This is a genomic window from Parvibaculum sedimenti (genome assembly GCF_009184905.1).
GTDB classification, from domain to species: Bacteria; Pseudomonadota; Alphaproteobacteria; order Parvibaculales; family Parvibaculaceae; genus Parvibaculum; species Parvibaculum sedimenti.
In genome coordinates this window covers 283,787-300,662 of the sequence record NZ_WESC01000002.1, presented here as the reverse complement: position 1 = coordinate 300,662, position 16,876 = coordinate 283,787, and the positions used below count along the sequence as shown (strand labels likewise).

20 protein-coding genes and 1 tRNA gene are annotated in these 16,876 nt (G+C 64.2%); 11 read left to right on the top strand and 10 right to left on the bottom strand.

Translation table 11 applies throughout. The annotated features are described in order from the left end of the window. Window positions 1-2 precede the first annotated feature (2 nt). Window positions 3-1,250: a CaiB/BaiF CoA transferase family protein gene (locus tag F2P47_RS03290; protein WP_152214722.1), complete on the bottom strand. Its 1,248-nt coding sequence runs from the start codon at window positions 1,248-1,250 to the stop codon at window positions 3-5. 208 nt (window positions 1,251-1,458) lie between these two features. Between F2P47_RS03290 and F2P47_RS03285 the strand changes: the two genes are divergently transcribed. Then, window positions 1,459-2,205 (top strand): creatininase family protein, encoded by a 747-nt coding sequence (locus F2P47_RS03285; RefSeq protein ID WP_152214721.1) that lies wholly within the window; start codon window positions 1,459-1,461, stop codon window positions 2,203-2,205. Here the strand turns inward: F2P47_RS03285 and F2P47_RS03280 are convergent. The 4 genes from F2P47_RS03280 to F2P47_RS03265 are packed head-to-tail and all read right to left on the bottom strand — an operon-like array spanning window position 2,181 to window position 4,310. Beyond that, window positions 2,181-2,552: a Rieske (2Fe-2S) protein gene (locus F2P47_RS03280; RefSeq protein ID WP_152214720.1), complete on the bottom strand. Its 372-nt coding sequence runs from the start codon at window positions 2,550-2,552 to the stop codon at window positions 2,181-2,183. The genes F2P47_RS03285 and F2P47_RS03280 overlap by 25 nt on opposite strands. Before the next feature lie 7 nt (window positions 2,553-2,559). After that, window positions 2,560-2,985 carry an EVE domain-containing protein gene (locus F2P47_RS03275; RefSeq protein WP_152214719.1) on the bottom strand — a complete coding sequence of 142 codons (426 nt, stop codon included), beginning with the start codon at window positions 2,983-2,985 and terminating at the stop codon, window positions 2,560-2,562. A 12-nt stretch (window positions 2,986-2,997) separates the two neighbouring features. Next, the gene (locus F2P47_RS03270) at window positions 2,998-3,279 is read right to left on the bottom strand and encodes a YciI family protein (RefSeq protein WP_152214718.1); all 282 of its coding nucleotides are present in this window, start codon (window positions 3,277-3,279) and stop codon (window positions 2,998-3,000) included. Between the two features lie 14 nt (window positions 3,280-3,293). Further along, window positions 3,294-4,310 carry an NAD(P)H-dependent glycerol-3-phosphate dehydrogenase gene (locus F2P47_RS03265; RefSeq protein ID WP_152214717.1) on the bottom strand — a complete coding sequence of 339 codons (1,017 nt, stop codon included), beginning with the start codon at window positions 4,308-4,310 and terminating at the stop codon, window positions 3,294-3,296. Window positions 4,311-4,417: 107 nt separating this feature from the next. Between F2P47_RS03265 and F2P47_RS03260 the strand changes: the two genes are divergently transcribed. The 3 genes from F2P47_RS03260 to F2P47_RS03250 all read left to right on the top strand — a co-directional run bounded on the left by F2P47_RS03260 (window position 4,418) and on the right by F2P47_RS03250 (window position 6,094). Further along, window positions 4,418-5,044 (top strand): TetR/AcrR family transcriptional regulator, encoded by a 627-nt coding sequence (locus F2P47_RS03260; RefSeq protein WP_152214716.1) that lies wholly within the window; start codon window positions 4,418-4,420, stop codon window positions 5,042-5,044. Window positions 5,045-5,272: 228 nt separating this feature from the next. Then, complete coding sequence (locus F2P47_RS03255; RefSeq protein ID WP_152214715.1) at window positions 5,273-5,485, top strand: hypothetical protein; 213 nt, start codon at window positions 5,273-5,275, stop codon at window positions 5,483-5,485. A 387-nt stretch (window positions 5,486-5,872) separates the two neighbouring features. Then, on the top strand, window positions 5,873-6,094 hold the full coding sequence (locus F2P47_RS03250) for a hypothetical protein (RefSeq protein WP_152214714.1): 222 nt from the start codon (window positions 5,873-5,875) through the stop codon (window positions 6,092-6,094). 19 nt (window positions 6,095-6,113) lie between these two features. On the opposite strand, the gene tsaD is transcribed toward F2P47_RS03250, so the two are convergent. After that, window positions 6,114-7,220: a tRNA (adenosine(37)-N6)-threonylcarbamoyltransferase complex transferase subunit TsaD gene (tsaD, locus tag F2P47_RS03245; RefSeq protein WP_152214713.1), complete on the bottom strand. Its 1,107-nt coding sequence runs from the start codon at window positions 7,218-7,220 to the stop codon at window positions 6,114-6,116. A 106-nt stretch (window positions 7,221-7,326) separates the two neighbouring features. On the opposite strand from tsaD, the gene hemC reads away from it, so the two are divergent. The 6 genes from hemC (at window position 7,327) to F2P47_RS03220 (ending at window position 13,182) form a co-directional block, all read left to right on the top strand. After that, the gene (gene hemC / locus F2P47_RS03240; RefSeq protein ID WP_152214712.1) at window positions 7,327-8,253 is read left to right on the top strand and encodes a hydroxymethylbilane synthase; all 927 of its coding nucleotides are present in this window, start codon (window positions 7,327-7,329) and stop codon (window positions 8,251-8,253) included. Between the two features lie 6 nt (window positions 8,254-8,259). Beyond that, a complete protein-coding gene (locus F2P47_RS03235; protein WP_152214711.1) occupies window positions 8,260-8,970 on the top strand; it encodes a uroporphyrinogen-III synthase in 711 nt (236 codons plus the stop codon). Between the two features lie 141 nt (window positions 8,971-9,111). Next, window positions 9,112-10,401, top strand: coding sequence for a COG4223 family protein (locus tag F2P47_RS17580; protein ID WP_185680922.1), 1,290 nt, complete (start codon window positions 9,112-9,114; stop codon window positions 10,399-10,401). After that, window positions 10,401-11,948: a heme biosynthesis protein HemY gene (locus F2P47_RS03230; protein WP_185680921.1), complete on the top strand. Its 1,548-nt coding sequence runs from the start codon at window positions 10,401-10,403 to the stop codon at window positions 11,946-11,948. The genes F2P47_RS17580 and F2P47_RS03230 overlap by 1 nt, the downstream gene beginning before the upstream one ends. After that, window positions 11,945-12,994: an alpha/beta fold hydrolase gene (locus F2P47_RS03225; protein WP_185680920.1), complete on the top strand. Its 1,050-nt coding sequence runs from the start codon at window positions 11,945-11,947 to the stop codon at window positions 12,992-12,994. Before F2P47_RS03230 ends, F2P47_RS03225 begins: the two co-directional genes overlap by 4 nt. Window positions 12,995-13,106: 112 nt before the next feature. Beyond that, window positions 13,107-13,182, top strand: a tRNA-Thr gene (locus tag F2P47_RS03220). Window positions 13,183-13,269: 87 nt separating this feature from the next. Here F2P47_RS03220 and F2P47_RS03215 read toward each other — a convergent pair. Then, complete coding sequence (locus F2P47_RS03215; protein ID WP_152214708.1) at window positions 13,270-14,076, bottom strand: DUF2189 domain-containing protein; 807 nt, start codon at window positions 14,074-14,076, stop codon at window positions 13,270-13,272. A 199-nt stretch (window positions 14,077-14,275) separates the two neighbouring features. Here F2P47_RS03215 and F2P47_RS03210 point away from each other — a divergent pair, with 199 nt between their 5' ends. Beyond that, the gene (locus F2P47_RS03210) at window positions 14,276-14,704 is read left to right on the top strand and encodes a group II truncated hemoglobin (protein ID WP_246176716.1); all 429 of its coding nucleotides are present in this window, start codon (window positions 14,276-14,278) and stop codon (window positions 14,702-14,704) included. Between the two features lie 6 nt (window positions 14,705-14,710). On the opposite strand, the gene F2P47_RS03205 is transcribed toward F2P47_RS03210, so the two are convergent. The 3 genes from F2P47_RS03205 to F2P47_RS03195 are packed head-to-tail and all read right to left on the bottom strand — an operon-like array spanning window position 14,711 to window position 16,843. After that, complete coding sequence (locus F2P47_RS03205) at window positions 14,711-15,346, bottom strand: hypothetical protein (protein ID WP_152214707.1); 636 nt, start codon at window positions 15,344-15,346, stop codon at window positions 14,711-14,713. A 13-nt stretch (window positions 15,347-15,359) separates the two neighbouring features. Then, window positions 15,360-15,878 (bottom strand): hypothetical protein, encoded by a 519-nt coding sequence (locus F2P47_RS03200; protein ID WP_152214706.1) that lies wholly within the window; start codon window positions 15,876-15,878, stop codon window positions 15,360-15,362. Further along, entirely contained in the window at window positions 15,875-16,843 is a 969-nt protein-coding gene (locus tag F2P47_RS03195; protein WP_152214705.1) for a ParA family protein, read from the bottom strand. Before F2P47_RS03195 ends, F2P47_RS03200 begins: the two co-directional genes overlap by 4 nt. Window positions 16,844-16,876: the final 33 nt, after the last annotated feature.

Sequence of the window (16,876 nt, the reverse complement as noted above, 5' to 3'; positions counted from 1 at the left end):
GCTTATTCGCCAGCGGTCAGCGCGGCGATTTCCTCGTCGCCAAGCCCCACTTCGCGCAGTACTTCCGCCGTCTGTTCGCCGAGTTTCGGCGGATGGCGGCGGATGTTCGCGGGCGTCTCGCTGAAGCGCACGGGCGGCTTCAGGGCGAAATAGGGCCCGGCATGCGGGTGGTCGTAGCGCTGGAAGAAATCGACCGCCTTCAGGTGTGGATCGTTCTGCAGATCGTCGAGGCGGTTCATCTTCACGGCGGGAATGCTGTGCGGCAGGAGAAGGTCGAGCCATTCCTCGGTCGTCTTCGTCTCCGTCAGCTCCTCGATCATCGCGTAAAGCTCGCGGATGTTCTGGGTGCGCTTCTTGTAGGTCGAGAAGCGCGGATCCTCGTAGACGCCGGGGCGGCCCGCCAGCTCGAAGAAGATTTCCCACTGCTTGTCGGAATAGGGCATCAGGCCGATGTGGCCGTTCTTCGTCTTGTAGGGGCGGCGATCGGGATTGGTGATGCGCGGATAGGTCCACTGGCCCGTCGGCGGATCGTAGACGTGATCGTAGAAATGTTCGGCCAGCACGAAGGAGGTGACGGCCTCGAGCATCGGCACTTCGACGAACTGGCCCTCGCCGGTCTTCGCCTTGTGGTAGAGTGCGGCGGTGACTGCCGAGACGAAGAAGAGGCCGGACACCTTGTCCGCCATGATGGTTGGCAGGTAGCGCGGTTGCGGATTGCCGTCCATATAGGTCAGGATTTCGGCCGCACCCGAGCCTGCCTGAATGAGATCGTCGTAAGCGGGAAGGCCCGCATAGGGTCCATCCGAGCCATAGCCCGCTGCATGGACGAAGATGATGTCGGGCTTCACCGCCTTGATGTCCTCATAGGCGAGGCCGAGCTTCTTCATCGCGGCGTAGCGGATATTCGAGGTCATCACATCGGCGGTGGAGATGATCTTCAGGAGCGCATTGCGGCCCGATGGCTTGGCGAGGTCGATCAGCACCGAACGCTTGTTGCGGTTGATGGTGAGGAAGATCGGTCCGAGATCGGGTGAGGCGCCTTCGGGCAGATGGCCCGGCCAGCGCATGATGTCGCCGCCAAAGCCGCCGCCGCCGGTAGGCGAGGGCGCCTCGACCTTGATCACGTCCGCGCCGTAATCGCCGAGGATCTGCGTCGCATAGGCGCCGAAGACGACGCTGGTGAGATCGACAATGCGGACGCCCTTGAGCGGCCCCGTGACTTCTGTTTCGAGTTTCTTCGTCTCGCTCACTTCGTCCTCCACTCGCCTCACCCCAAGCGCTTTAGCACGCTTTTCCCGTTCAACCGGGCATTCGTCAAGCTTTCCCCGGCGTTCGGCTGGCAATCCGTGAGAGACGCTACGTCGCCCGGCCTCTCCATGCCCCTATTTTTGTTGGGAGCGAGCTCGCCGACCCCCATATTCATGGCTGCGTCGCGCGGTTGCGGCGAGAGGAGACGCCATGCAGCTTCATCTTTCGACATGGGTCGAGATCGAGGACTATCTCATGCGCTCGCGCGGGATCGTCATTCCCATCGGCTCGACCGAGCAGCATGGGCCGACGGGCCTCATAGGCACGGATGCGATCTGCCCCGAGGCGATTGCCGCCTGCGCGGCGGAAGAAGCCGGATTCCTCGTCGGGCCGACCTTCAATGTCGGCATTGCCCAGCATCATCTCGGCTTTCCCGGCACGATCACGCTGCGCCCCTCGACCATGATCGCGGCAATCCACGACTGGGTCGCGTCGTTGGCGCGGCACGGTTTCGAGCGCGTCTATTTCTTCAATGGCCATGGCGGCAATGTTTCAACCATCAATGCGGCCTTTTCCGAAATCTATGCGGATCGCTCGCTCAGCGCCGATGCTTCCAATCGCGGGCCGGTCAAATGCAAGCTCGCGAATTGGTGGGACTTCGGGCCCGTGATGGACTTCTGCCGGGCAAAATATGGCGCGTCGCACGGGAGCCATGCGACGCCCTCCGAAATCGCAATCACCTGGGCGGTCCATCCGGAAGCGGTCAAGCAGGTGGAAATGAGCCCGCAGGTCGCCCCCACAGGGCGCTTCACCGACGCGGCGGACTACCGCGCGAAGTTCCCTGATGGCCGCATCGGCTCCGATCCGGCATTGGCGAAAGCCGAAAACGGGGCCGAACTGATCGTGCTCGCCGCCAAGGGGCTCATTGAGGACTACCGACGGTTTCTCGCGAGCTGATCCTCTGGCGCGATGGAGATCATTCCGTCGACGATTTCGATGGGCACTAGCGTCAGGTGCTTCCCCGCGCATGGGCCGGAGACGCAGAAGCCGTCCTCGATGCGAAAGAGGGCGGCGTGAACACCGCAGATGATGCGCGTTTCATCTAGTGTCAGGAACTTGTCCGGCCAATTGTCGAGCCGGGCATGGGCGTGTGGACATTCGTTGAGATAGGCGCGCGCCTCGCCTTTGCTCCGTACAAGGAACATATCGAAGCGTGTCTGTCCCTTGCCGAAGCTGAATCCCTTGGCGCCAGGATCGTCCAGCGAATCGAACGGGCAGAGGGGCGTGCCGGGTGGCGGTCTCATGCTTTCGTCACGGCGCTTTCGCGAGGCCGCCCATCTTGCAGATGAGTTTCCATTCGTTGTCGCGCACGGGCTGCACGGAAAGGCGCGACTGTTTCAGGATCGCCATTTCCGCGAGTTTCGGTTCGGCCTTGATGTCGGCAAGCGTGATCGGATTGGGCACATCGCACACCGCCTCGATATCGACAAGGCCGAAGCGGCCCGTCTCGTCGGTCGGGTCGGGACGATGCTCGCCGATGACGCGGACGACGCCGACGATCCGCTTCTCATCCACCGAATGATAGAAGAAGCCAAGGTCGCCCTTCCGCATCGCCTTCATGTTGTTGTTCGCCTGATAATTGCGAACGCCGTTCCAGGGTTCGCCCCTGGCGCCCTTCTTTTTCTGGTCGTCCCATGACCAGGTCGAAGGTTCCGATTTGAAAAGCCAGTACGCCATTGTCTCTTGCCCTTATCGCGGATTGAGAACCCATTTCCACGCGCGGATCTCGACCGCCGCGAAGAGCCCGGCCTTCGTATAAGGATCCTCCGCGACAAGCGCTTCGACTTCGGCGCGGTTGGCTGCCTCAATGATGAGGAGGCTGCCTGTCATTGTCGCGCCGTCGTCGCTGGTGAAGGGGCCGCCGGCGGCAATGCGACCGCTTTCGTTCCAGTATTTCACATGCGCTTCGCGATTGGCGAGGCGGACATCAAGGGCATTCGGCTTGTCGGTGCCGATGAGGCAGAAGAGCATTTGTTTCTCCGGTATCAGCTTTCGTTTTTGAACGGGCGGGTGAGGAGCGCGAGGATCGCCTCGTCGACGTTGAGACGGCCCGTGACGATTCCTGCGACGGCTTCCGAGATCGGCATTTCGATCCCGTGTTTCGCGGCCAGTTCGACGACGGCGGTGGCGGAGAATACGCCCTCGCTCACCGAATGGCGGCTGCCCAGAATTTCCTCGAGCGTTTTTCCCTGGCCGAGCGCCATGCCGAGCGACATGTTGCGCGACTGCGGCGAGTTGCAGGTGAGGATGAGATCGCCGAGCCCGGAAAGGCCTGCCAGCGTTTCGGGGCGCGCGCCGAGCGAGAGGCCGAGACGGGTCATCTCGGCAAAGCCGCGCGTCGTCAGCGCGGCCCGCGCGCTGGCGCCGAAGCCCTTGCCCTCGACGATGCCGCAGGCGATGGCGAGCACGTTCTTCACCGCGCCGCCGATTTCGGCGCCGATGAGATCGGAGGCGTAATAGGGCCGGAATGTCGGGAGACCGATCGCGTGGACGAGCGCCTTGCCGATTTCCTCGTCGGCGCAGGCAAGCGTGATCGCGGTTGGGAGGCCGCGTGCGACCTCGGCGGCGAAACTCGGGCCGGAGAGGACGGCGGGCAGGGCCTGCGGCAGCGCTTCGGCGAGCACCTCGGTGAGGAGCTTCAACGTGCCTTGCTCGACGCCCTTGGCGCAGAGAAGGACCGGCGTGCCGGGCTTGAGCAAAGGCTTCAGCCCGGCGCAGACGCTCCGCATGTGCTGGGCAGGCGTCACCATCAGCAGCGCGTCGGCGCTTGCCGCCTCCTCGACCGATGAGGTTGCGCGCACGCTCTCGTCAAGCGCGATGCCCGGAAGGAAGCGCGCGTTTTCGTGCCGCGTGTTGATCGTGTCGACGACTTCCGCTTCGCGCGCCCAGAGCGTCACCTTTCGCGCGGGCGTCTGGTCTCGCCCGGCCCGCGCCGCGACCTGGGCGAGCGCCGTGCCCCAGGCGCCGCCGCCGATGACGCCGATATGTTCGAATTCCTTCATGGCTTGCAGAGTCCGCCCCACCTGTTCCATTTCCACCGCCCAACGCCATCGCTTCTAACGATTGAACGATTCGTTGAATATTTACTGCGGTAGTTTACAATTACTCTATGAACGCTCCCGACAATACACGCCAGAAAATCATCGACGCAGCCAGGAAACGTTTTGCCCATTACGGCTATGGCAAGACGACGATGGCCGATCTCGCGGTCGATTGCGCCATGTCTGCCGGTAATCTCTACCGCTATTTCGCCAGCAAGCTCGATATTGCCGAGGAAATCGCCCGTGCAGCTTCGGTCCGCACGGTGGGGCAACTCTCGCGCATCCTGACCCGGCCCGGACGCAGCGCCTCGGAGCGGTTGCATGATTTCCTGTTCGAGGATCTCCGCGAAACCTTCCACGCGCTGGAACGGGACCCGAAACTGGTCGAAATGGCCCAGATCATAACCTCGGAGCGACCCGAGTTTCATAATGAGGGGCTTGCCCGCGAGCGCGAGGTGCTGCGGCGGATCGTTGAATACGGTAACGCCTCGGGCGAATTTTCGGTGGCCGACCCTGAATTCATCTCCGAGATGATCCAGTCGGCGACGCTCAAATTCAGCTACCCGCAGCTTTTCACGCGGTTGCCGCTTGACAAGCTCGAGCGGGAACTTGAAGGCGTCTATCAGCTCATCGTCGGCAGCCTCAGGGCTGGTGTGTCGATGATCGACCCCCACCGAGATGTGGTAGAGGCCTGATTTTGCTGCGAAGCAGCAATTTCATTCAGAATTGCAAAATTTTGACAAACCATTGATTCTTAAGGGCCAAGGTCTTCCATAACGTCGTAATGTGTTGCGATGCAGCAACATTCGACGTGAATGATGAATATTTTTCGTTTCATTCATTGTTTTCCGTTCAGGGCCGTCCTAGATAGGAGGCGTCGAAGGAGTTCCCTCCTCCCCGACCGCACTGAAGGAGAAGCCGCCATGACGCTCGCAGCCCTCAAGTCCCACTTCGAAAGCCCCGTCGCCGCAGAGGCCGTTCTGCGTTCCGATGCCAAGATTTTCTCGTGGACGGACTATGCGGACCGGAAAGCTCCGGCGGTGCGCGACACGTTGGGCGGCCATCTCGGAATCGCCGCGATCGCAACCTACGCGATCTTCAACCTCGCCTATCTGTGTGTGCAGTACGCGTTCTGAGCAAAATCAATTCCGGGCGCGGTCCTGACCGGACCCAGTCGCCCTGCAAGACTGAATTCGAAGGAGACATGTCATGAGCTTCACTGAAACCGTCGCAACCCGCTTCATCGTTGTGGTCCTCGCCGCCTATTCCATCGCGCTCCTCGCGCAGACGGCGGGCGTCGTCCACTTCGTCTGATCTCGATTCTCCCGTCGGGCTCTACCCCTCCCTCCCCGGAGCCCGACATACTCAAGACCTGCTAACTCGGGTCTCTTGCCCCGGCGTCTCCTCACGCCGGGGCTTTTTTTATCCGCCGTGTCCTTTGGGTGGCGCGCGGTCGCAGGAACTTCTTAACCATGACGGGGTTAGGTTTGGGTGAGCTTCCCAGTCAGTAGTGGCATCGCCCCATGAACATGACCGCCCGAAACAGCCATCCCTTCTCGATCGACGTCCCGGTTCGCGAACGCCGCGCCGGTGCCATCCATATCGAGCCGATGATGATGTGGTGTTCGAGCGTCTTCCGGTGCGAGGACTGGCGTCCGCGCAATCGCCGCGAGGTGGTGCGCTTCTGCTTCCGCTCCGAAGATCAGGCGGCGCAATTCGCCGAAGCGTGGCGGCCCCGGCTTTAGTTTCAGCTTCCGATTTTCGTCAGGCCTTGACACCAGCGCCGGGCTTTGCCTGTGCGGTGGGGTCGAGCGGCCAGCGCGCCAGCGGGCTGATATCGAGCCCGTCTTCCATGCCCATCGCGAAACGCTCTGCGCCCGCCCAGGCGATCATCGCGCCATTGTCGGTGCAGAGCTTTACCGGTGGCACGATGAAGTCGTAGCCGCGCTCGGCAGCTGTTGCTTCGAGGCGCGCGCGCAACGTCTGATTCGAGGCGACGCCGCCTGCCACGACGAAGCGCCGCGATCCTTCGGGAAGGTTCGCCATCTCCATCGCATGGGCGACGCGGTCGGCGAGTACGTCCGCCACGGTTGCCTGAAAACTCGCCGCGATATCGGCGCGAAGCTGATCCGTCAATTCGCCCTCAGCCTCAATTCGTTGTGCTTCGATGAGCTGGCGTACTGCCGTCTTGAGGCCCGAGAAAGAAAAATCGCAGCCGGGCTTGCCCATGAGCGGGCGAGGCAGGTGGAAACGGCTGGCGTCGCCCGTCTTCGCGGTGCGCTCCACGGCGGGGCCGCCGGGAAAACCCAGGTGCATCATCTTCGCCACCTTGTCGAAGGCTTCGCCCACCGCGTCGTCGATGGTAGTGCCGAGGCGGCGATAGCGCCCGACGTCCTCGACCACGAGAAGCTGGCTGTGGCCACCCGAAACGAGAAGCAGCAGATAGGGGAACGCGATCCCGTCGGTGAGCCGGGCCGTCAGCGCATGGCCTTCGAGGTGATTGACCGCGACGAGCGGCAGACCGCGGGCAAGCGCAATGCCCTTCGCCGTCATCAGCCCGACAATGACGCCGCCGATAAGACCGGGACCGGCGGTCGCCGCGATGGCGTCGAGGTCGTCCCAGCCGACATGGGCCTCTTCCAGAGCCCTGACGATCAAGCCGTCCAGATGCTCGATATGGGCGCGGGCGGCGATTTCAGGGACCACGCCGCCATAGGGCGCATGTTCCCTGATCTGCGAAAAGACCGCATTGGAGAGGATTTCACCCCGAAATCCGCCGGATTCTTCGGCATGGCGGCGCACGACGGCCGCTGCCGTCTCGTCGCAGCTCGTCTCAAGCCCGAGAATGGTGAGCACGCCCTCGCGCGTCATGTTGTCCGTCGCTCTTCCGGTGGAAAGGGGTCTTCCATGCCGCCTCGATCGTCTATAAGAGCGGCAGGCCCTTGTCGGGCTTGGCATAACACCCGGAAGAAGGCTCATGCAACGTCGGCTCCGCATCGGCACGCGCGGCTCCAAGCTCGCGCTCATTCAGGCAAATGACGTCGCAAGGCGTATCGGCATCGCGCTCGGCCTTCCCGCAGAGGAGGCCGCCGAGATCGTCGTCATCAAGACGACCGGCGACCGTGTGCAAGACCGCAATCTTTCGGAACTGGGCGGCAAGGGCCTCTTCACCAAGGAAATCGAGGATGCGCTCCTCGACGGCGGCATCGATCTCGCCGTGCATTCGATGAAGGACATGCCGACCGTTCTGCCCGACGGGCTCATCATCGATTGCACGCTGGAGCGCGTCGACCCGCGCGACGCCTTCCTTTCGTCCAAGGCCACATCCATCGCGACGCTGCCCCAAGGCGCCATCGTCGGCACCTCGTCGCTGCGCCGCGGAGCGCAGGTGAAGGCGCGCCGACCCGATGTGACCGTCGTTCCCTTTCGCGGCAATGTCGATACACGATTGCAGAAGCTCGCAGATGGCGTCGCCGATGCGACGCTTCTTGCCATGGCGGGCCTCACCCGCATGGGCCTTCTCGACAAGGTGACGGCGCCGCTCTCGACCGAGGAAATCCTTCCTGCGGTCGCGCAGGGCGCGGTCGGTGTCGAACGTAGAGTGAACGACGCCGAGGTCGCGGAATTGCTGCAGAAACTCCATCATGTCGAAACGGGGCTGCGCATTGCCGCCGAGCGCGCGACGCTCGCGGTGCTTGATGGTTCCTGCCGCACACCTATCGCGGCACTTGCGCTCATCGATGGCAAGAAACTCGCCATGCGCGCGATGATCCTTTCGCCGGATGGTTCGGAAGTGATCGAGACTTCGCGCGAGGGCCTTGCCTTGGATGCCGTGGCGCTGGGCGCCGATGCTGGCGAGGAGTTGAAGGGCCGCGCGGGCTCGCATTTCTTCGACGAGGTCTGAAATCCCATGCGCCTTCTCGTCACGCGGCCAGACGAGGATGCAGGCCCGCTTGTCGAGGCGCTGACGGGGCTCGGCCATGAGTCGATTGCCGCGCCGCTCCTCGCGATCAGACCCGTTGCCGATGCCGTCATTCCCGATACGCCATATCAGGCCGTACTGATCACCAGCGCCAATGGCGCACGGGCCATCGGCGCGCGTCGCGAGATGGCGCGGCTCGCACCGATTCCAGTCCTCGCGGTGGGCGAGGCGAGCGCGGCGGCCGCTCGCGTCGCGGGTTTCGCCGATGTCACGGCTGCGGACGGCGATGTTCATGCGCTGGCGGGGCTCGTCCTTGGCCGTCTTTCGCCGGGCGGAGGTCCGCTCCTCCACGTCGCCGGGGCGGTCACGGCGGGCGATCTCAAGGGCATGCTCGAGGCGCGCGGCTTCAGCGTCGACCGTGCTGTGCTTTATGAGGCGGTGACGGCAGAGCAGCTTCCCGAAGCGGCTGCCTCGGCGTTGGGCGAGGGCCGGGTCGATGGCGCGCTTTTCTATTCTCCGCGAACCGCCCGTCAATTCGCCGAACTGGTGCGGATAGCGGGTCTCGAACAAGAACTCGTCACGGTGACGGCCTATTGTCTCTCCACCGCAGTTGCCGACGCGCTGGCCGGACTTCCCTTCAAGGCGGTCGAGATTGCCGCTGAGCCGAGCCAGACATCGCTGCTCGAATTGCTTGCATGATGCGCCATGAATCCCGCGTCATTTCGTGGCATGGGGCGGCGCGGAAGCTGGAAAAGGCCGAAATCCGCCGATCCTGCCTTTCCGGTGCCACGATCCTCTCTATAGTAGGGGTCTGATTTTCCGAAGAGGCCGCATCTGCCCATGACTGACGCGAACGGAAACAAAGAGACGCCCGCCTCGCCAGAGGCAGAAGTGCTTGGACCCGAGAAGGCCGAGCGAGGGCCCCGTCCGCGCAAGGAGCCGCCCATCATCGACGGCGAGGCGGAAGTGCTTTCGAGCAAGACGGGCGGCGTCAAATCCGAGGCCGACCCGCAACCGGCTTCACCCGAAGTCGAGATTCCCGTAGCGAAACAGGCGCGATCCGTCGGGCTCGGCACTGTGATCGTCATTGCGCTTGCTGCCGCAGTCGCGGTGGGTGCCGCAGGTTATGTCGCCATCGGCCAGATGGGCGATGCGTCGGGGCAGGCGGTTGCAGGTCTCGGCTCGCGCATTGATGCGCTCGAACAAAAGAACGATGCGGCAGGACGCTCGCTCACCGAGGCGACTGAAAAGCTCGATACGCGTCTTGTTGCTGCCGAGCAGACGCTTGCACAGCAAGCGCCCGAAAGCATCGCCGCCGCGAATGCGCGGCTCGACAAGCTCGCCGCGGAAACGGAAGCGTTGAAACAGTCGCTTGCCGAAGCGCAGGCGGCTTCGCAGGGGACGCAACAGAAGCTCGACGAACTGGGCAAATCGTTGCCGCCCGCCGGCATTGCCGATCAGGTGGCGAAGGTTGAGGCGATGTTGCGCCTTCTCAACGGCGCGCTCGATCAGCTGACGCCGAAGGTCGATGCGATGCAGGCGCGGCTCGCGGCGCTCGAAGCGAAGAAGGAAGATCCTGACGCGGCGGCCCGCGCCGCGCTCGGCCTTGCGCTGGCCAATCTCGCCCGGGCTTCCGAAGGGGCGGGCCCCTTCAAGGCGGAACTCGACGCGGTCGCCGCGTTCCTCCCCAATGAACCGGAGCTTGCCGGGCTCGCGCCCGTCGCGGCGAAGGGCGCCGTGACGCGGGCAAGGCTGAAGGAAGATTTCCCGGCCGTCGCGCAATCGGTCTTCGATGCCGAACGCCGCGCAACGAGCGATAGCCTCTGGGCGCGTTTCGTCGCCAATGCGCGCTCGCTTGTTACCGTGCGCCGCACCGGCGAACTGAAGGGCGACAGCACGGAAGCCGTGATTGCGCGGATGGAAGAGCGGCTGAAGCTCGATGACCTCGCAGGCGCGGTCGACGACGGCGTGAAGCTCAAGGGCCCGGCGGCTGAAGCGGTGAAGCCATGGCTCGACCGGGCGCAGGCGCGCATCGCCACCGACAGGCTCGTTCGCGATCTTTCCGCGAATGTCGCGGCCCGGCTTACCACGGCTGCGGGCGCGACAGCAGCAGGCGGGATTGGGGACTGATGCTGCGCGCGCTATACAGCTTCCTCATCATCGCGGCGCTTTCGGCGCTGGCCATCTGGCTTGCCGATAATCCCGGCGATCTCGTCATGCATTGGCGAGGCTACGAGATCCGCACCAGCTTTGTCGTCGGGCTCGGCCTTCTCGTCGTCGTCGCCTTTCTCGTTCTCTTCGTCTATCGCCTGGCGATGGGCGCGCTTCGGGCCCCTGCCGGTGTTTCCGCCTATTTCATCCAGAGCCGCCGTCGTCGCGGCTTTCTTGCCCTGACGCGCGGCATGGTCGCCGTGGCCGCCGGCGACGCTTCGGAAGCGCGGCGCTATGCAGGCCGCGCCAAACGCTTTCTCGACGAGACGCCGCTGACGCTTCTTCTCGCCGCGCAGGCCGCCCAGCTCGAAGGCAAGGAAGACGCGGCCAAGGGTTATTTCGAAGCGATGCTTGCCGCGCCGGAAACCGAATTTCTCGGTCTTCGCGGTCTCTTCGTGCAAGCGCGCCGCGCGGGCGACAAGGCGCGCGCGCTCGAACTTGCTCGCCGCGCTTTTTCCCTGAGGCCCAAAACGCCCTGGGCCGCTCAGGCCGTTTTCGAGATCGAGACGTCGGAGGAAGACTGGGACGCCTCGCTTGCCACGCTCGACCGGATGCTTTCGGCGAAGCTCCTGACACGCGACGTCGCGCGTCATCGCCGCGCCGTGCTGCTGACCGCGCTGGCGCAGACGGCGGAAGAAGCGGCGGTGGCGCAAGTGGGTGAAGCGAAGCGCGTGCCGCGCGAACGCGCGCTATCGCTTGCCCTCGATGCGGCATCGCTCGAACCCGATTTCGTGCCCGCAGTGGCGCTTGCCGCGAAGCTTTGCGGCGAGACCGGCCGCGTCCGTCGCGGCGCGAAGCTTGTCGAAGGGCTCTGGGCGCGGCATCCGCATCCCGATCTGGCCGAGGCTTACATGAACCTCATCGAGGGCGAGAGCGCTTACGATCGCTTCAAGCGCGTGCGTCTGCTTGCCGGTCACAATCGCGATCACATCGAAAGTCGCGTGGCGCTGGCGCGCGCGGCGGTGGCGGCACGCGATTGGCTCGCGGCTCGCGGCGCGCTCGAACCCTTCGTCGGCGCCAACGCCACCGAGCGGCCTTCGCAGCGCATCTGTGAACTCATGGCGGCGATCGAGGAAGGCGAGCATGGCGATCGCGGCAGTGCGCGCGAATGGCTTGCCCGCGCGCTTCATGCGCCCGAAGACGCCGCATGGGCGGGCGAGGCCTATCGCTCTCATCGCTGGTCGCCGATCAACCCGGTGACGGGCGAATTCGACGCGCTGACATGGCGTGCGCCGGGCCTGCGGCTTGCGCCCGTCGTCGTGCCGTCCGCGCCCGTTCCGGTACCGATGGCAGTCGCGCCCATCGCGGAAGAAAAGCCTGTGCGGGTCGCGGAGCACCATCTGCGCCCGCAGGTCGAAGAAGATGAGGCGCTGGCCGTCGCACCGCCGCTGCCGGACGATCCGGGTCCGACGGGTGCCGACGAATTCGACGGCGATATCGGCGCGAACGAGGGACAAAAGTGGTGAAGCGTATTCTGCAGGGCGTAGGCGTTCTGATCCTGCTTGCGCTCTTTGTCATTGCAGGCTCGGTCGTCCGCTTCGACAAGAGCAAGGAAGAACTCCTTCCCAAGTATGCCAATGAGGCCTCGCAGTTCATCACGCTGCCCGACGGCGCGGTGGCGCATGTGCGCGACCAGGGCAACAAGACGGGCCCCGTCCTCGTTCTCATCCATGGCTCCAATGCCTCGCTCCACACTTGGGAGCCTTGGGCCAGGCTGCTCGGCGGAAGCTATCGCGTCGTCACCATGGACATGCCGGGTCACGGGCTCACAGGCGCCGTGCCCAATGACGACTACAGCCGTACCGGTATGGTCACCTTCGTCCATGAAGTGACGCAGAGGCTCGGCCTCACGCGCTATGCGCTCGGCGGCAATTCAATGGGCGGCGGCGTTGCTGCCCAATATGCCGAAAGTTTTCCCGACGAGGTGGCTGCCCTCGTTCTGGTCGATGCGGCCGGTATTCCGCGCAAACCCCAGCCGGGCGGCAAGATTCCGCTCGCCTTCCGCCTCGCGCAAATACCCGTCCTCAACAAGATCCTGCTTTATGTGACGCCTCGTTCGATGATCGCGGAGGGGCTTCACAAGGTTTTTGTCGACCAGTCGAAGGTCACGGACGAGATGGTGGAACGCTATTACGACCTGACCCTTTATGACGGCAACCGTCGGGCGACCGGCATCCGCTTCCGCCTGCCGCCCGATGACGGGGCAGTCGCCGAGCAGCTTGGCGCGATCAAGGCGCCGACCCTTATCCTCTGGGGCGACAAGGATGGGCTCATCCCGGTCGAATATGCCGGCGAGTTCGCCAAGCGCATTCCGGGTTCGAAAGTCGTGATCTACCCCGATGTCGGCCATATCCCCATGGAGGAGGTGCCCGAAAAGAGCGCCGCCGACGTGGCTGCCTTCCTCGGCCTCACCTTCGCGGCGGAAGCCGCCGGGATGCCGCCGGTGCCAGTCGAAACGGCCCCGGTCCACCATGATGGCAAGATCGAGGTCATGCCCATCAGCCCTGAATAAGGGCTTTCGGCGCCCCGTTCTCACAAAAAGCCCCGCAAGCCTGTTGCCAAAGGGGGTGAGGCCGGGGTATCTCAAGGCCCGTCGACGGTCAGTTTTGGACCGAGACGCCGGAGCCGCTTTAGCTCAGTTGGTAGAGCACCTCATTCGTAATGAGGGGGTCAGGTGTTCGAGTCACCTAAGCGGCACCACTTTTCATCCTTTCCCGAGATTTGATCGCGGTCGTCATCGGTGCGCGTCCGCATGCCGCCGTTTCGGCCGGGGCGGAACGATGCTCCCTATGCGCTCGGGAGACGAACCGCCGGTGCCACCGCGCGGCGATAGATGTGCCATGAGGCATGGCCGAGCAGCGGGAAGAAAAAGACCAGGCCGACGAAGAGCGACAGGAAGGACAGGGCGCTCAGGAAGCCGATGATCGCGAACCAGGTCAGCATGGCGCGCGGATTGGCGAGCACGGTGCGGACGCTGGTGATCATGGCGGTGACGAAGTCGACGTCGCGGTCGAAGAGCATCGGGAAGGAAATGACGGTCAGGGAAAAGACCGCGAGCGCGATCGCTGCCCCCACCGTATTGCCGACGATGAGGAAGGCGAAGCCCTCAGACGTCGAGAAAACCATCGAGACAAAGGCCGTGAAGCTCGTCGCCGAAAGGCCGAGAAAGCCGAAGGTGAGGATCGCGGCAATATCCATCCAGATGACGAAGGTGAAAGACGTGACGAGCGCCATCCATCCCATGTCGCGGCCCGAGGCGGCGCGGATCGACGCGGCGATGCCCGACCAGCGCACCGCCTCGCCCACCTGCAGCCTGCGGCTGATCTCATAAAGCCCCGTGGCGATGAAGGGCGCAATCAGCGCAAAGGCCATCGCGAGTGGATAGACGAGGTAGGGCAGGTGCGCCTTGATGAGCAGCAGCACGAGAATCCAGCCGCCTGTGGCAATGAAGGCGCCGAAGGCGATGCTGTGGCTGAAGCCTGCACGCAGGTCGCGCATGCCGGCGGCCAATGCCTCCAGGATATTGTTGACGGTGACAGTGCGGATTTCGATGCTGGGGGCCCTTTGCGGGGCCTCGGCGTTGTCGATGCTCATGCGTTCCCTCCCTCGCGCGACATCTGGCGAAGCACCTCCCCGTGCCTCGCCATTCGAATAGTGCCGGATTCTCCGCGTTTTGCCAGCGCTGCCTTGCCCTGCGCGCCCGCGCGGGCGCTGAAATTGCGCGTTTTGCCGCGTTGACCCCCGGCGCTCGCCAGTGGGACCTTTGCCGCCAACAGACGGAAGGCGGTCTTTCATGAGCGAAGCGGACATGCAGACGGCGGATGCGCCGGAGAGCGGCGAGGCGAAGCCGTTGACGCCCTATGATCTCATCGGCGGCGAGGAGGCGGTGCGCCGCCTTGCGGACCGGTTCTACGACATCATGAATGAGGAAGAAGCAGCGGCAGGCATAAGGCGGATGCACGCGCAGGATCTTGGCCAGATCAAGGAGCGGCTGTTCGAGTTCATGAGCGGCTGGCTCGGCGGTCCGCAGGATTATTTTCAGCGCGCCGACAGGCCCTGCATTCGCTCCGCGCACAGACCTTATGCCATCGGCGCGACCGAGCGCGATCAGTGGCTCATGTGCATGAGCCGCGCGATGGTCGAGACGGATGTGCCGGAACCCGTGCGCAAGCTTCTCGACCAGGCGTTTCTGCGCATGGCCGACATGCTGCGTTCGAGCTGATCGCTTTCAGGACCAGTGCGTCGTCGGGAAGAATTCGAGCGAGGCGTCCTCGCGGTAGAGATAGGCGACACAGCGCTCGGCAGGAACGCCGCCCGCGAAGAGATGCTCCGCCGTTTCGACATCGCCGATGGGGAAGGGGAGGAAGCCGATATAGGCAGCCTTGAAAGCGACGCAACCATCGACATGGCGTCCAAGCGCCGCGAGCCAGGCTTCGAGCTCCCTGCGCCAGAGTGGATCGAGGCCGCCCGCCGGCGTCATGTCGGCGACGAGGCTGCAGGCTTTTTCGAGCGCGGGCATGGGCAGTGCGAAAATCAGATAATCCGTTTCACCACGCGCGTCGCGCATGGTCTCGGTGAAGGCGAGCGCGGGAACGAGCGCGCCGTCCGGCAACCGCGCCTTGCCGCGGCGGCGTAGTACGCCCGTCACGGCGGTCTCGCCGGGCGTGAGATCGCGATGGCTCCAGAGAGCTTCGAAAGCCGCGCTCAACCGCTCGCGTGAATGGCTGTCCAGATCGACGACAATCTCGTAATAACCGCCATGGCCGACTTCATCGGCTTCGAGAAGCTCGCCGGCATTCGCAGCGAGTCCCGCCGTCCGCGCTCCCGCGTGTTGCGGCTGTCCGTTGCCTGCTTGTCCTCTCATCGTCTGCCCCATCTCATTCCCCGGTTTTGTTGCCCGTCGTTGTTCCGCATTGCATGGATTGCGTCTCGTCCGAGCAGCTTCCTCCGACGTGGAGACAGCGGCATCCGGCAAGCTCGGTTTCGGCCAGGGTTGTGACGCGGGCGTCGAGAGCCTCCGCCATGAATTCCTGCATCGTGAGATGTGTTCGCGCGGCGGCAATGCCCAAGCGGCGGAACTGATCGTCGGTGAGGCGCAGCGCGATCCGGTGCCGCGCGGCGCTCTCCGCCGAAGAGTGCGCCTTTGGTTTGGCGGCCGGCTGCGGCTTCGCGGCTTCCGACTTCGCAACCAGAGGTGAGACGCGTTGCGGTGCAACCTCCGGTGCGTCCGGCGCCGGTTGCGACGCGCGTTCGTACCAGTTCTCCTGCGGGCGCTGTTCCTGCTGTCTCAGCGCATGCTGGGGCAGGGGATCGCGCAGCTGCATACCGGAGGAAGGTCCGGCTTCGCCTTTCCGCATGAGAAGGCTTCCCGTGATGCTGGCGAATTTGCGGCTCATCTGCGCTTCTCCACAAAGCCCGGCTGCGGCGCGCGGTCGGCATTGCGGCGGCCGAAGACAGTCATGCGGCGCTCAGGCATTCCGGCGGGCGGACGGCCCTCGGGATTCTTGCGGCGTTCCTCGCCATTGCGGCGTTCGAAGCCGATCGGCGAAACGGATTCCGTGGCGGTCGCTTGCGGCATGGGCGGCGGCGTGGGCGAAAAGTAGCGTTCTTCCGCAACGGTCACGAGCACGGACTCTTCCTCTTCGACCTCGGCCTCGGGCGCGGAGCTGCCGAGCGGTGAAAGGGGACGAACGCCAAGCTCCGCCGCGCGGGCCTTCTGCTCGACATCCATGGCGCCGTTCATGCGGACCAGGCGATTGGCGATATAGGCCCAGAGTTCGGAAATTTCCTGCGCCGATTTGCTCTTGGGATCGACCTCGCCGATGGTCCGGCCGTCGACCATGCTTGCGGCGTAATCGACGCGATGGTGAAGCGTGATCGGAGCGACCGTGCCGTGCTGTGAAAGGGCGACGGCCGCCTCGCCGGTGATCCGGGCGCGCACCGTCGCTGCGTTCATCACGAAGATGAGCGGCTTCCTGTGCGCTTCGGCAATGTCGATGGTCGCGCCCACGGCGCGAAGATCATGCGGGCTCGGCCGTGCCGGAATGACGACCAGGTCGGCGAAGGAGACGACGCGGGAGATCGAATGCGTGATCGCGGGCGGCGTGTCGATGATGGCAAGGCGGAAGCCCGACTGCCTGAGGTGGTCCAGCCCCTCTTCAAGCTCGTCGATGGCGATCCTGGCGAAGGCAGGCGCCGATGCGCCGCGCGCGTTCCACCAATGCGAGAGACTTGCCTGCGGGTCGGTGTCGATCAGCGCCACTGGGCCGGCGCCCATCTTTTCGGCCTCGACGGCCAGATGTCCGGACAAGGTGGTTTTCCCCGAGCCCCCTTTCTGGGAGGCAAGAACGATGATCTGCATGTCGGCGTCGCTCCAAGCGCGGCTGGAATTGCG

Excerpts from the sequence above, each read along its gene's own strand:
- F2P47_RS03200 (WP_152214706.1), bottom strand. The coding sequence starts at position 15,878 with ATGAGCCGCAAATTCGCCAGCATCACGGGAAGCCTTCTCATGCGGAAA.
- F2P47_RS03280 (WP_152214720.1), bottom strand. The coding sequence starts at position 2,552 with ATGAGACCGCCACCCGGCACGCCCCTCTGCCCGTTCGATTCGCTGGAC.
- F2P47_RS03210 (WP_246176716.1), top strand. The coding sequence starts at position 14,276 with ATGAGCGAAGCGGACATGCAGACGGCGGATGCGCCGGAGAGCGGCGAG.
- F2P47_RS03285 (WP_152214721.1), top strand. The coding sequence starts at position 1,459 with ATGCAGCTTCATCTTTCGACATGGGTCGAGATCGAGGACTATCTCATG.
- F2P47_RS03205 (WP_152214707.1), bottom strand. The coding sequence starts at position 15,346 with ATGAGAGGACAAGCAGGCAACGGACAGCCGCAACACGCGGGAGCGCGG.
- F2P47_RS03250 (WP_152214714.1), top strand. The coding sequence starts at position 5,873 with ATGAACATGACCGCCCGAAACAGCCATCCCTTCTCGATCGACGTCCCG.
- F2P47_RS03255 (WP_152214715.1), top strand. The coding sequence starts at position 5,273 with ATGACGCTCGCAGCCCTCAAGTCCCACTTCGAAAGCCCCGTCGCCGCA.
- F2P47_RS03275 (WP_152214719.1), bottom strand. The coding sequence starts at position 2,985 with ATGGCGTACTGGCTTTTCAAATCGGAACCTTCGACCTGGTCATGGGAC.
- F2P47_RS03265 (WP_152214717.1), bottom strand. The coding sequence starts at position 4,310 with ATGAAGGAATTCGAACATATCGGCGTCATCGGCGGCGGCGCCTGGGGC.
- F2P47_RS17580 (WP_185680922.1), top strand. The coding sequence starts at position 9,112 with ATGACTGACGCGAACGGAAACAAAGAGACGCCCGCCTCGCCAGAGGCA.
- F2P47_RS03195 (WP_152214705.1), bottom strand. The coding sequence starts at position 16,843 with ATGCAGATCATCGTTCTTGCCTCCCAGAAAGGGGGCTCGGGGAAAACC.
- F2P47_RS03235 (WP_152214711.1), top strand. The coding sequence starts at position 8,260 with ATGCGCCTTCTCGTCACGCGGCCAGACGAGGATGCAGGCCCGCTTGTC.
- F2P47_RS03215 (WP_152214708.1), bottom strand. The coding sequence starts at position 14,076 with ATGAGCATCGACAACGCCGAGGCCCCGCAAAGGGCCCCCAGCATCGAA.
- F2P47_RS03270 (WP_152214718.1), bottom strand. The coding sequence starts at position 3,279 with ATGCTCTTCTGCCTCATCGGCACCGACAAGCCGAATGCCCTTGATGTC.
- F2P47_RS03260 (WP_152214716.1), top strand. The coding sequence starts at position 4,418 with ATGAACGCTCCCGACAATACACGCCAGAAAATCATCGACGCAGCCAGG.
- hemC (WP_152214712.1), top strand. The coding sequence starts at position 7,327 with ATGCAACGTCGGCTCCGCATCGGCACGCGCGGCTCCAAGCTCGCGCTC.
- tsaD (WP_152214713.1), bottom strand. The coding sequence starts at position 7,220 with ATGACGCGCGAGGGCGTGCTCACCATTCTCGGGCTTGAGACGAGCTGC.
- F2P47_RS03230 (WP_185680921.1), top strand. The coding sequence starts at position 10,401 with ATGCTGCGCGCGCTATACAGCTTCCTCATCATCGCGGCGCTTTCGGCG.